The 13756-nt window shown below is 37.0% G+C and carries 12 protein-coding genes; 9 read left to right on the top strand and 3 right to left on the bottom strand.

From position 1 onward, the window contains the following. Positions 1-3 precede the first annotated feature (3 nt). The 4 genes from DEU39_RS14885 to DEU39_RS14870 all read left to right on the top strand — a co-directional run bounded on the left by DEU39_RS14885 (position 4) and on the right by DEU39_RS14870 (position 3711). On the top strand, positions 4-744 hold the full coding sequence (locus tag DEU39_RS14885; protein WP_034691594.1) for a uroporphyrinogen-III synthase: 741 nt from the start codon (positions 4-6) through the stop codon (positions 742-744). 171 nt (positions 745-915) lie between these two features. Next, complete coding sequence (locus DEU39_RS14880; protein ID WP_120232486.1) at positions 916-2961, top strand: S9 family peptidase; 2046 nt, start codon at positions 916-918, stop codon at positions 2959-2961. A 7-nt stretch (positions 2962-2968) separates the two neighbouring features. Beyond that, on the top strand, positions 2969-3331 hold the full coding sequence (locus tag DEU39_RS14875; protein ID WP_228436794.1) for a four helix bundle protein: 363 nt from the start codon (positions 2969-2971) through the stop codon (positions 3329-3331). A 41-nt stretch (positions 3332-3372) separates the two neighbouring features. Continuing rightward, positions 3373-3711, top strand: a complete 339-nt coding sequence (locus DEU39_RS14870; RefSeq protein WP_120232485.1) for a hypothetical protein — start codon at positions 3373-3375, stop codon at positions 3709-3711. 103 nt (positions 3712-3814) lie between these two features. On the opposite strand, the gene DEU39_RS14865 is transcribed toward DEU39_RS14870, so the two are convergent. After that, on the bottom strand, positions 3815-4306 hold the full coding sequence (locus DEU39_RS14865; RefSeq protein WP_120232484.1) for an SRPBCC domain-containing protein: 492 nt from the start codon (positions 4304-4306) through the stop codon (positions 3815-3817). A 201-nt stretch (positions 4307-4507) separates the two neighbouring features. Here DEU39_RS14865 and DEU39_RS14860 point away from each other — a divergent pair, with 201 nt between their 5' ends. The 5 genes from DEU39_RS14860 to DEU39_RS14840 all read left to right on the top strand — a co-directional run bounded on the left by DEU39_RS14860 (position 4508) and on the right by DEU39_RS14840 (position 10775). Next, positions 4508-6046, top strand: coding sequence for a sensor histidine kinase (locus tag DEU39_RS14860; RefSeq protein WP_120232483.1), 1539 nt, complete (start codon positions 4508-4510; stop codon positions 6044-6046). Positions 6047-6208: 162 nt separating this feature from the next. Beyond that, entirely contained in the window at positions 6209-6895 is a 687-nt protein-coding gene (locus DEU39_RS14855; RefSeq protein WP_002982671.1) for a response regulator transcription factor, read from the top strand. A 78-nt stretch (positions 6896-6973) separates the two neighbouring features. Beyond that, positions 6974-7618, top strand: a complete 645-nt coding sequence (locus tag DEU39_RS14850; RefSeq protein WP_228436792.1) for a hypothetical protein — start codon at positions 6974-6976, stop codon at positions 7616-7618. 19 nt (positions 7619-7637) lie between these two features. Next, positions 7638-8000 (top strand): hypothetical protein, encoded by a 363-nt coding sequence (locus DEU39_RS14845; RefSeq protein ID WP_183037425.1) that lies wholly within the window; start codon positions 7638-7640, stop codon positions 7998-8000. 69 nt (positions 8001-8069) lie between these two features. Continuing rightward, positions 8070-10775, top strand: a complete 2706-nt coding sequence (locus DEU39_RS14840) for a TonB-dependent receptor domain-containing protein (protein WP_120232481.1) — start codon at positions 8070-8072, stop codon at positions 10773-10775. 162 nt (positions 10776-10937) lie between these two features. On the opposite strand, the gene DEU39_RS14835 is transcribed toward DEU39_RS14840, so the two are convergent. Both DEU39_RS14835 and DEU39_RS14830 read right to left on the bottom strand, forming a co-directional pair. Then, positions 10938-11435 carry a phosphoheptose isomerase gene (locus tag DEU39_RS14835; RefSeq protein WP_120232480.1) on the bottom strand — a complete coding sequence of 166 codons (498 nt, stop codon included), beginning with the start codon at positions 11433-11435 and terminating at the stop codon, positions 10938-10940. A 24-nt stretch (positions 11436-11459) separates the two neighbouring features. Beyond that, complete coding sequence (locus DEU39_RS14830; protein WP_120232479.1) at positions 11460-13742, bottom strand: GH92 family glycosyl hydrolase; 2283 nt, start codon at positions 13740-13742, stop codon at positions 11460-11462. Positions 13743-13756: the final 14 nt, after the last annotated feature.

Below are 13756 nucleotides of genomic sequence, written 5' to 3'. Positions count from 1 at the left end.
ATGATGAGAATAAAGTCTATATTGGTTTCTCAACCAGCGCCTAGTGAGTCTTCTCCATATCTGGATATAGCGAAGAAGGAAAAAATAAAGATTGATTTCCGTCCATTTATCCACGTCGAAGGGGTTGACAATAAAGAGCTCAGAACACAGAAAATAGATCTGACGCAGTATACCGGTATTATTTTTACCAGTAAAAATGCGATTGACCATTACTTCAGACTCGCGGAGGAATTGCGTTTTGCTGTTCCGGATACGATGAGATACATCTGCCAGTCGGAAGCAATTGCCAACTACCTTCAAAAGCATATTGTGTACAGAAAAAGAAAAATCAGCTTTGGGGAGAAAAACTTCTCAGACCTGCTTCCTCTTTTCAAAAAATTCCCAACTGAAAAATATCTGTTGCCATCTTCAGATGTTTTGAGTCCGGATATTGTAAAAACCATGGATGCATCTAATGTAGACTGGACAAGAGCAATTATGTACCGTACCGTATGCAGCGACCTTACAGATATCAATGTCAAAGATTATGACATGCTGATTTTCTTCAGTCCGCAGGGAATAAAATCGCTACAACAAAATTTCCCTGACTTCAAGCAGGATGAAACAAAGATCGGAGTTTTTGGAAACACGACTTTGGCAGCTGCAGAAGAAGCAGGATTAAAAGTAGATTTAATGGCACCTACGAAGGAAACTCCTTCTATGACAATGGCCCTTGAAAAGTATATTAAAGCACTTCACAAATAGTCTTTAATTATAAAAATACAATGGACCATCTTTTCAATAAAGGAAAGATGGTTTTTTTTTACCTAAATTTGAACAAAAATTAATATTGAAAGGATTTCTGCTTAAATTACTTACTTTCAGAAGAAAAAAGTATAAGAACATTCTATTCAATAAAAAAATAAAATACCCCGGATGAAAGCTCCACAGGCAAAAAAAATTGAAAAAATACTAGAAACCCACGGCGATATAAGAACCGATAATTACTTTTGGCTGAACGAAAGGGAAAACCCTGAAGTGATCAAATACATTGAGGAAGAAAATGCCTACGAAGAATTCATCATGAAAGATACGGAAGCTCTTCAGGAAGAGCTTTTCGAAGAGATGAAAGCCCGCTACAAAAAGGACGATGAGTCTCTTCCTTATTTCTTTAATGAGTATTGGTATATTGTACGTTATGAAGAAGGCAAAGAATATCCTATCTTCTGCAGAAAGTATAAAAGCCTTGAGAATGATGAGGAAATTGTACTCGACGTTAATATTCTGGCAGAAGGTAAAGAGTTTTTTGAAGTAGGAAGTGTTGCCGTAAGCCCCAGCAACGAACTGACTTCTTTTTCTTCCGATGATGTAGGAAGAAGAATTTATACACTAAATTTTAAAAACTTAAAAACCGGAGAAATCCTGCCGGACACTATTCCTAATACGACAGGGAAAGCTGTTTGGGCAAATGATAACCAACATATATTTTACATCAGGAAAGATAAAAGTCTTCGTGCATTTCAGGTGTACAGACATCAGCTGGGAACAGATTCAGCGGAAGATGTTCTGATTTTTCATGAAGAGGATGAGACTTTTGATGTCAATGTATTTAAGACAAAATCATTAGAGTATATTTTCATTGCAAGCTCCAGCACTATTTCTGATGAACATCGTTTTATTCCTTCTGACAACGTATTTGCAGAATGGACGGTGATCCAGCCAAGGATAGAGGATCTTGAATATTCAGTAGAGCATTATGAAGACGAATTTTATATCATTACCAATGCGGATGATGCGATCAATTTCAAGATTGTAAAGACAAAGATTGATAACTGCAGCATGGAAAATTGGGTCGATGTGATTCCGCACCGTGCAGAAGTTTTACTGGAAGGTTTTGAGATCTTTAAAGATTATCTGGTTCTCGAGGAAAGAGAAAGAGGATTGCTACAGATCAAAATCATTGACGAGAAAACACAGGAATCTTACTACTTACCTTTCTCAGATCCTACTTATACAGCTTATATCGGGATCAATCTGGAATTTGATACGGAAATTTTACGCTATGGATATACTTCCCTTACACAGCCTAGTTCCACGTATGAGTACAACATGAAGGAAAAGACGACAAAACTTCTGAAACAACAGGAAGTTTTGGGTGGAAATTTTGCTGCTGAAAATTATATTTCGGAGAGAATCTGGGCAGATTCAAGAGATGGAAAGACAAAAGTTCCTATTTCACTGGTATATCATAAAGACACTAAGAAATCACCTGACACTCCACTTCTTTTATATGGATATGGAAGCTACGGACATACTGTTGATGCCAGCTTTTCTAATGTAAGATTGTCTTTGCTGGATAGAGGATTTATTTATGCTATTGCTCACATCCGTGGTGGAGAATATCTGGGAAGAGAATGGTATGAAGACGGAAAGATGTTGTTTAAGAAAAATACATTCTTTGATTTTATTGATGCCGGAAAATACCTGATCAGAGAAAATTATACTTCATCAAAACACATGTATGCGATGGGAGGAAGTGCCGGCGGGCTGCTGGTAGGTGCTGTGGTAAATTATGAACCTCAGTTATTCAACGGAATTGTGGCACAGGTACCTTTTGTAGATGTTGTTACAACGATGCTGGATGATACAATCCCTTTGACAACCGGAGAATATGATGAATGGGGAAATCCTAATGATAAGGAATACTATCATTATATGAAAGACTATTCTCCTTATGATAATGTAGAGGCTAAAGATTATCCTCACATGCTGATCACTACAGGATTTCATGATTCTCAGGTACAGTATTGGGAACCTGCAAAATGGACGGCAAAACTGAGAGAATTAAAAACAGATAATAATATTTTAGTCTTCAAAACCGACATGAGCTCCGGACACGGAGGGGCAAGCGGAAGATTTGAATCTCTGAAAGAAGATGCATTAGAATATGCATTCCTGTTGAAAATAAATGATAATTCATAAATGATAAATGATGGATAGTCCAGATTATAACACAATTTTTGCTTTTAAAACAAAGCAGCTAGCCATCATGATTATTAAAGAATTTTCTAAACTTCCACCTAATGAAGCCTTTTCTGTGATCAGAAAACAAATATTCCGGTCTTCTACTTCTATGGCTGCTAATTATAGAGCTATGTGCAGAGCAAGATCAAAAGCTGAGCGGTTTTCTAAAATATCTATCGTGATTGAAGAAACTGATGAAACTTTGTTTTGGCTTGAAATGTTAGAGGAACTGGAATATGTTCAAAAAGAAATTATAGCAGATATAAAAATAAAGACTGAAGAAATACTGAAAGTAACTTCTTCCTATAGAAAAATGCTAAAGAACTAACTTTATCATTGATCAACTATCATTTATCATTTAAATATATTATGAACGAAGCTGAATACTGGAAAAAAATAGAACAATTCTTTGAAGACAATTTCCAGACGGAGAAGAACCCACCCATTGAAACCCTCTTATTTCTGATAGGGTTGCAGGAACTGGGAAGCGGCCAGCAAAAATATACGAAAGAAGACAAAGTAAACCTGATTCATATTGCAGTCTGCAGATTGCTTGAGCCTTTTGGATATTATAAATTTACCCACTATGAAGACGGATGGCCCCACTTTGAAACTGTGGAAGAACTTCCGGAACTCAAACCTAATGAGCAGACTTTGCTTATGAAAAAGGCGATTATCCAGTACTTTCAGGAAGAAGAGCTTTTGTAAAGGCTGGAGTCTTGAAAAATAAAGCAGGAAGTTAATTCCTGTTGATAAATAAAAAGAGGGTTTTCCAATGGAAAATCCTCTTTTATAATTTTTATATTCACATTTATCCAATCAATTCTTCCAGTTGATTCAGTCCCATTTTAAATCCTTCTTCAAATCCCATATCCATAAGCTTTTTCATCACTTCAGGAGAATGGTAATGGATATTGATGGTTACTTTAGTTCCTTCCTCCACTCCGGTAAAGCCAATCAGCCATTTTGACCTTGGGAAGTCTTCATTGACATTGCCTTTTTCATCACAGAAAGCACTCATCCAGTCAAGACTTCTGTGTTCTGTAATTTCTCCATATTGAGTCTGAGAATACATAGGCCCTTTTTCTCCGTTTGGTCCTACCATCGTATACATCCAGATCCCTCCTTCTTTGAAATCCTGACTTACCGTTTCACATTTCCACGGTTTAGGTCCCCACCATTGATCCAATAATTCGGCTTCTGTAAAATACTTCCACACTGTTGAAACATCAGCCTTATAAATCTTCATGACATAAGTGCTGGGCTCATCAAAATCTTTGTTGAAAATGATATTAGATTCCATAAATATTTATTTTTAATAAAGTTAACACTTTATTTATTGAAAGGGACTTTTCATATGACAACTAAAAGATAATTCATAAATAATTGTTAAAAAACACTCTTTTAAGAAAAAAAAAACAATTTTTTGGCTCGTTTTTTGTTTAGGTACTCTTAAAACAATTAATTTTAACATTCATTTTTCCAAAACCTATATAATTAAATAATGAATAACAAATTCATCCCAATAATTTCAGTGTTTATGACAATCTCACTGATTGTCTTCGTAACGCTCCAATTTTATTGGTTGAAGGGCTATTACGGCGTACTGGAACAGGATTTTTCAAATAAAGTGTATGCGGTTTTGGAAAGTACTTCAAAAAGTATTGAAGAGATAGAAGCGGACAAATATTTAAACAAAGAAAATAGAAATTTAATTATTGCCAATAGTGATAAACCATCTCTTACTACCATTCAACAAGTAGAAGATTCAGGTACACAAAGGCAAATAATTTATTCCAAAAATATTGTTGAAAAAACACAACTTCCGATTTCTCAAAAAGGAGATTCTATTAAGCTGACAACTTTATACACAGATGAAGCAGCCTACAAAATAAAGAGAGATACTACCAATCGTGAACTTCTTACTACAGACATTAATCAGGAGATTGAAACCGGAGATTATGCCATGAAAGAGTTTGTAAAAGTATATGGAAATAATCTTCCTATTGCTAAAAGGGTAGACCCGAAAACACTTGATTCTGTTATCAATAAAGAACTTAAAATAAGAGGTATATCTGCCAAATTTGGCTATGGAGTTCTGGACCGAAATAATAAGCTAACAAGTATTGCCAATAAAGCATACAAAGAAAAAAAGGATAACAACGTTTATAGTTATCCACTTTTTACGGATAAAAAGTATCATACTTTATATAACCTTGCCTTGGTATTCCCTAAAAAAGAATATTCTCTGGCTATGAATAACTGGCCGATGCTTTTGGGAACATTCCTTTCTCTCCTTACCATTCTTGGGATTTATATTATTTCCATCAATTATATGATGAGGCAGAAAAAACTTGCTGAAGTGAAAACAGACTTCATCAACAACATGTCTCACGAGTTTAAGACACCATTGGCAACCATTTCTGTAGCCACGGATTCTTTGGCTAATGACAAAATTGCCACCAATCCGGATAAGGTAAAATACTATTCCGAACTGATCAAGCAGGAGAACTTAAGGATGAAAAAGCAGGTGGAAAATGTACTTAACATGTCCAAGCTTGAGCGAAATGAAGTGGAATTATTTTTAAAAGAGACCAACGTAAGAGAGCTGATCAAAAAAACTACAGAATCTTTCAACCTGATTGTACAACAAAGGAATGGAACCCTTACGCAGAAGTTTACGGCCACTCAGTATAATTTTAAAATAGATGAATTCCACATCTCCAATATGCTGGTCAACTTACTGGATAATGCCAATAAATATTCTCCTGAAGCACCGGAAATACATGTAGAAACAAGAAATGAAGGACACTGGTATGTAATTGAAATTTCCGATAAAGGAATGGGGATGGATACGCAGAATAAAACCAAAATTTTCGAAAAATTCTTTAGAGAAGAAACCGGAAATATTCACAACGTAAAAGGCCAGGGATTAGGTCTTTCTTACGTGAAGAAAATTGTAGAACTGCACAAAGGACAGATTATCGTAGAATCTCATAAAGGAAAAGGAAGTACCTTCACGATAAAACTACCGATGAGCTAGAAAAATAAATGATAGATGATAATCGATAAATGATAAAACTTCTCCATCACATCAATTATCAATGATCATTCATCAATTATAAAAAGTGTAACCAAATATCAAAATATAGAAGATAGAGTGAGGAAGTTCATTCTTAATTGTTAATTTTTAATTATTAAAATTATGAGCAACAGAATATTATTAGTAGAGGACGATCAGAGTTTCGGGGCGGTGCTTAAAGATTATTTGACCATCAATAATTTTGAAGTAACTCTTGCCACTGATGGGGAGCAGGGACTTAAAGAATTTACGGAAAATGAATTCGATATCTGCATATTTGACGTAATGATGCCTAAAAAAGACGGATTTTCATTAGCGGAAGACGTAAAAAAGATTGATAAAAATACACCGATCATTTTCCTTACTGCAAGAAACATGAGAGAAGATATCCTGAAGGGATATCAGTTAGGTGCTGATGATTATATTACAAAACCTTTTGATACTGAGCTTCTATTATACAAAATAAAAGCAATTCTTCAGAGAAGTTCTACCCTGGAAAATGAAGAACAGGAGCAGTTCAAGATCAGCAATATTTTCTTCGACTCTATGCTGAGACAACTGAAAGTAGGTGATAAAGAATACAAACTTTCGCCTAAAGAAAATGAATTATTAAAACTTCTTTGCATCCACAGAAATGATTTCATGCCGAGAGACCTTGCTTTAAGAAAGATCTGGAAAAAGGAAAATTACTTTACAGCAAGAAGTATGGACGTTTATATTGCCAAGCTTCGTAAGTTATTAAAAGACGACGAAGGATTGGAAATCATCAACGTTCACGGAGAAGGATTTAGACTTTTGGTAAAAAATTAATCCAAAAATCAAATTATAAGTATAAAATTAGCAAAACAATTGAAAATGTTTTGCTAATTTTGTTTCATACCCATGGATATGAAGAATACATTTATAGGTTTGATCGCCGTATCAATTTTAGCTGCATCCTGTAAAAAGGATGAGAGAGCTACTTACTTAAAAGAAGAAGCCAACGCTGGCCAGCCCAACGTAGCCCTAAATACAACCTCAAAAACCGCTCTGATGGAACAGGCAGGCATCCAGTCTAACGTTGCTCCTGCTCCTATGGCTACCGTTCCGGGAATGAATCCTCCACACGGACAACCTGGACACCGATGCGATATTCCGGTAGGACAACCTTTAAATGGTCAACCTGCTGCAGCTACTCCAGCTACGCAAAATGTAAACGTGAACGGAGGCAATACCATCCAGATTGATCCGAATGCCGTATCACCAGGGAAAATTTCCCTTGATAACAATGGAAAACAGGTAAAAACCGCTCCAGGAATGAATCCTCCCCACGGGCAGCCTGGACACCGATGTGATATTCAGGTAGGTCAACCCTTAAACAGTAAACCCGCTCCTGCACCACAGCCAGCACAAAATGTAGTTCAGCCTTCCCAAAGTCCAGCTCCTGCACCTGCTGCACAGAATCTGGCGATGGGAGAAAAACCCAAACTGAATCCGGCACACGGAGAACCTTGGCACAGCTGTTCTCTAAAAGTTGGTGATCCTTTGCCATAAATTTTGTATTTTTGCAGAGATGAAGCTGTTTCACATACTTACCATAGTGTTTTGCCTGGGAGTCTTTCTGATTCCTAAGGATAATTTCTATGCGCAAGAGGCACAGGAAACATGCTGTAAAGCAGAGTCTTCAAAAAAAATGGATTGCTGTAAAAATCATTCTTCAAAAAAAGACAGCAACCATGATAAAACAAAATCATGTAAAGATGACTGCTGCTCATCATGCATTGCCTGCTATACTTTTATTGAAACCCCTTTTTCAAAAAATCTACGTCTGGAACTGTCTTATTATAAATCGAATAAGAATCCTCAGTTTCAGTATGCTGATCCTTATCTTTCAGACCGTTTAAAGGAAATCTGGCAACCGCCCAAGATAGGTTAATTAAAACATCAAGGGTTCATTATGTCTTATAGTGAACTGTTTTTTAATTAATTTAAACTTTTAAACAAAATGAAATTATATATTTCCAGGTTGATACTTGGTGCATTATTCCTATTTACACAATTTATAGCTGCTCAAACACTTTCAAAAAATCAGTTCAAGGTAAAAGGGAACTGTGAAATGTGCAAAACAAGAATTGAAAGTGCCGCTAAAAAAGCTGGCGCAAAAACAGCAGTATACTCTATTGATCTTCAAACCTTAACCTTTGAAACAGACAAAGCATCCGCCGATGATATTCTGAAAAAAGTAGCAGAAGCAGGTCATGATAACGAAAAATTCAAAGCTCCTGACACAACCTATGAAGGACTTCCGGGATGTTGTCATTACGACAGAGATGCAAAGCCTTCACAGGCAGAAACCAATCATGAGCATCATGCAGAGGCTACTATTTCCACTAAAAAAGAGAATGAATTCTATGTAAGAGGAAACTGTGCTTCTTGTAAAGCCAGAATTGAAAAAGCATCAAAAGATGCCGGAGCCAATAGTGCGGAATGGAATGCGGAGAAACAAATGGTTACTTTGAATTTTGATCCTTCAAAAACCTCATCAGAAAAGATTTTAAAGGCTATTGCTGATGCAGGTCATGATAATGAAAAATACAAAGCTTCTGATGCTGTTTACAACGGACTTCCGGGATGCTGCCTGTATGACAGAGAGTTTACTTTTGGGCAGCCTAATCCAAAGGTTCATTACGAAGAAGCAACAAAGCATGAAGATCATAAAGACAATGAGACTTCATCAGCTAAAGAGGATCATTCTCAACATGAAAAAAATATTGATGGTGTTGTGGTAACGGGTTCTAAGGCAGCAACCGCTTTAAGTAAAAAAGAAGCCGGACTTGTTTTTAATATTGATAAAAAAGAACTTTTAAAGGCTGCTTGTTGTAATTTATCTGAAAGTTTCGAAACCAATGCAACGGTAGATGTTTCTTTCAGCAATGCAGTTACGGGAACAAAACAGCTGAAAATGCTTGGACTGGATCAGAAATATACCAGCTTAACGAAGGAACAACTCCCTGAAATCAGAGGATTGGCTTCTGCTTATGGATTAAATTTTATCCCGGGAAGATGGATCGAAAGTATTCAGCTTACCAAAGGAGGAAGTACGGTAACCAACGGTTATGAAAGTATCACAGGCCAGATCAATACTGAGCTTTTAAAAAATGCCAAGACGCCTGAAACGTCACTGAACCTTTTTTCTGACTTCAATGGAAGAGCAGAAATCAATATCACCAATGTTTCTCCGATCAACGATAAATGGTCGCAAACTTTCCTTCTTCACGGAAACGGAACGTTTGGAAATACAGATATGAACCATGATGGCTTTCTGGATAGACCGAAAGGAACACAGATTAATGCAGCATATTTGCTGAACTATAACGATCTTGAAAAGTCGGGGTTCGGGTCTCATTTTGGAATTAATTTTATCAGAGATGAAAGAACGGCAGGACAGATTGGTTTTGATAAAAAACTGGGTCAGGACAAACAGCCTTTTTATGGGGTTGGAATCGATATTTCAAGATTCCAGGTCTGGAATAAAACTGGGTATGTTTTTAAAGGAAAACCTTACCAGAGTATCGGATGGATGAACCAGTATGTTTACCATCAGCAGGACAGCTTCTTTGGATTAAGAAATTATGCGGGACAGCAGCATACATACTATTCCAATTTAATTTTTGAAAGCATCATCGGAAATACCAACCACAAGTACAAGGCTGGTGCAAGTTTCTTATATGATGGTTATAAAGAAACGTATTTGCTGGATGATATGAGAAGAAATGAAATTGTACCGGGCATTTTTGCTGAATATACTTTAACTGGTTTAAAATATACTTTAGTAGCAGGTTCAAGAGTTGATTTCCACAACCTGGCAGGAACACAGTTTACGCCAAGATTGAACTTTAAATATGACTTCACACCTCAGACAATTTTAAGACTTTCTGCGGGAAGAGGTTTCAGAACAGCAAATGTATTTGCGGAAAGCCAGCAGTATTTTGCTTCCAACAGAGCGATTAATATTCTACCTAATGGAGGAAATATTTATGGATTAAGACCTGAAATCGCATGGAATTATGGAGCCAGTTTACAACAGGAATTTAAGTTATTCGGAAGAAAATCAAGCATTATTGCTGACTTCTTCAGAACAGATTTCCAGGATCAGGTATTGGTAGATCTGGACAGATCTCCTCAACAGCTGACATTCTATAATCTGGATGGAAAATCTTTTGCCAATTCATTCCAGACTCAATGGGATTTCATGCCTGTAAAAAATCTTGAAGTAAGATTGGCATATAAATATTATGATGTGCAGGCTGATTATATCGGTGGAAGAAGAGAAGTTCCTTTTATGGCGAAGCACAGAGGATTCGTGAATCTGGCCTATTCGACCAATAAAAGTGATAAAGGAGGATTCTGGAGTTTTGATACGACTTTAAACTGGGTCGGAAAGCAAAGACTTCCTGATACTTCAACGAATCCGGCAGAATTTCAGCTCCAAACTTATTCGGAATCATATGCAGTTCTTAATGCTCAGATCTCAAGAAATTTCAATAAAAAAATCAGAGCTTATGTAGGAGGAGAAAACCTGACTTCTTATTATCAGAAAAATGCGATTGTAGATTTTAAAAATCCTTTCGGAAGCTATTTTGACGGAGGAATGGTATATGCTCCGATTATGAAGGCCAACTTCTATTTGGGACTGGATGTGACGTTTTAAAAGCAGGAAGTTGGAGGAATGAAGCTGGAGTACTGCTAGTAAAATTCACCGGTAATAACGAAGTAAATCCAACAGCTTTAAAACCTCCAGTAACTCCCCTCTTACAGCCTCAGGCTTCCTTATCAATAAAAAATCCGCTTCAATGAAGCGGATTCTTTTTATTTATCTTCCAAAGTCATCCTGTACTCTTACGATATCATCTTCATCTGAAGGATTGGAAGCATCGGTATGCTGCCAGATTTCAGCAACGATTCCCCAGCCTTCAAGACCAATTAATCTGTGTCTTTCCCCCTGCTGAAGTTTCACCTGATCTTTCGGACCATATTCTTTCAATTCTCCCTCTTCATCGGTATTGCTTCTTTTGATGCCTACAGTTCCTTCTACTACCTGCCAGATTTCGGCTCTTCTGTGGTGATACTGCCAGCTTAATCTTGCTTCCGGAGCCACGATAAGAATTTTAGGGCTTAGCTTCCCTCCTATTCTCAGGCTGTCTACATCAATCCCGTCAAAATACTGGTTGGCAAAATCCTGTGCCTGTGTTTCATCAATCACAAAAAATCCTCCCCATGGTCTTGTATCATCTTTTGCAGCAATAGTAAAACCTTGTGTCTGCAGCATATTCTCTACTCTCTCGAATATTTCTTTTTTTTCTGTACTCATGCAGCTATATTTTTAATTTAAAAATTATTTATTTGATTCTTCTTTTGACATTGAATATGGGAAATCTTTTTCCTGTGTACCTCTTTCTTTATTAGGTTTGCTATCCATTTTAAAGTCTAACACGGCACCTTTCATCAATTCCTTGTGGCTTAGCCAGTTTTTGGAATAAAGCTGTTGGTTTACATTCAAAGATTTTACATATAAATTTTCCGCATTGTTTTCAGGAGCTTTTATTTCAATTTTCTTACCATTTTCAAGGTGAATGGTGGCTTCTTTAAATAATGGTGCTCCCAACACATACTGATCCGTTGCTGGTGTTACCGGATAAAACCCAAGGGCTGAGAAAATATACCATGCGGAAGTCTGTCCGTTATCTTCGTCACCGCAATATCCATCAGGAGTTGCATGATACAGTTTATTCATCACCTGTCTTGCCCAATATTGAGTTTTGTAAGGTGCTCCTGCATAATTATATAGATAGATCATGTGTTGGATAGGTTGGTTTCCATGGGCGTACTGTCCCATGTTCATGATCTGCATTTCTCTGATCTCGTGGATCACGCCTCCATAATAACTGTCATCAAAAACAGGAGGCAGAGAAAAGACTTCATCCAATTTGGCTTCAAACTTCTTCTTTCCACCCATCAGTTCTGCCAGACCGTCGATATCCTGGAAAACGGACCATGTGTAATGCCAGCTGTTTCCTTCTGTGAAAGCATCTCCCCATTTGAAAGGATTGAAAGGTTTCTGGAAGTTACCATCTTTATTTTTACCACGCATAAGGCCCGTCTCCTTGTCGAATACATTTTTGTAATTATAAGCTCTTTTCTTATAAATATCAATTTCTGAAGCAGGTTTACCTAGTGCTTTTCCTAATTGATAGATTGAAAAATCATCATAAGCATACTCCAATGTTCTTGCTGCATTTTCATTGATCTTTACATCGTAAGGAACATACCCCAGTTCATTATAATACTTTACTCCTGCGCGGCCTACAGCTTCTATAGGACCTTCATTGTTTGCTCCGTGTTTTACAGCCTGCCACAGCGCTTCTGTGTCATATCCGCGAAGTCCTTTGATGTAAGCATCTGCTACTACGGATGCGGAATTGTTTCCAATCATAATATCAGAATATCCCGGACTGCTCCACTCTGGTAAGAAACCACCTTCTTTATAAGCGTTGGCCAGTCCCTCCTGCATTTCCACATTAATGCTTGGATACACAAGATTCAGGAAAGGATATAGAGCACGGAAAGTATCCCAAAAACCGGTTCCTGCAAACATTCTTCCGTCTACAATTTTGCCATTGTATGGACTCCAGTGTTTTATTTTATTTTGAGCATCAATTTCATATAACTTTTGCGGGAAGAATAAAGTCCTGTATAAAGAGGAATAAAAGGTTCTCATCTGCTGATCTGTTCCTCCTTTTACTTCTATTTTTCCTAATGTCTTATTCCAGATATTTTTAGCGTCGGTCTTGACCTGTTCAAAATTTCTGTTTCCGATTTCTCTTTTAAGATTCAGTTCTGCCTGTTCAAAGCTGATGAATGAAGAGGCTACCTTTGCATACACCGTTTCTTTATTTTTAAGCTTAAATCCTACCACAGCTCCGGTGTGATCACTGGTAATTTCTAACTGATCATTCACCAGTTTATCATCTTTCCAGGTTTTTGTGAGTTCAAAATCTTTATCAAACTGAATGACAAAGTAGTTTTTAAAGTTTTCGTATTTCCCGGTAGAATATCTTGTAGTATATCCGAGGATTTTTCTTTCTTTTGGTAAAATTTTGATATTAGATCCTTTGTTCAAAGCATCAACCACTACGTAAGCGCTGTCTGTCTTTGGAAAATCAAATTTAAAATAAGAGGCTCTTTCAGTAGGTGTAAATTCTGTTGTGACATTGATATCAGCAAGATAAACGCTATAGAAATAAGGTGTGGTAACCTCAGCTTTATGGCTGAACCAGCTTGCTCTTTCGTCTTCTTTAAACTTCACTTTTCCAACTCCAGGCATGATGGCAAATGCGCCATAATCGTTCATCCAGGGAGACGGCTGGTGGGTTTGTTTAAATCCTTTTATTTTATCTGCATCGTAGGTATATGCCCATCCATCGCCCATTTTACCGGTCTGGGGTGTCCAGATATTCATTCCCCAAGGAAGTCCGACTGCCGGATAGGTATTTCCATTGGATAATGAAGGTTTGGATTGGGTTCCCATCAAAGGATTCACATAGTCTACGGGAGATACATTCTGACCTAAAGCCCAGGCCTGTAATAACAGTAAGCAAGTAGAAAATATAAACTTCATTGTATCTTTTCGTT

This window comes from Chryseobacterium sp. AG363, from assembly GCF_003610675.1.
Lineage (GTDB): Bacteria > Bacteroidota > Bacteroidia > Flavobacteriales > Weeksellaceae > Chryseobacterium > Chryseobacterium cucumeris.
The sequence above is the reverse complement of the archived record's forward strand: the minus strand, read 5'-3'. Positions and strand labels throughout refer to the sequence as shown.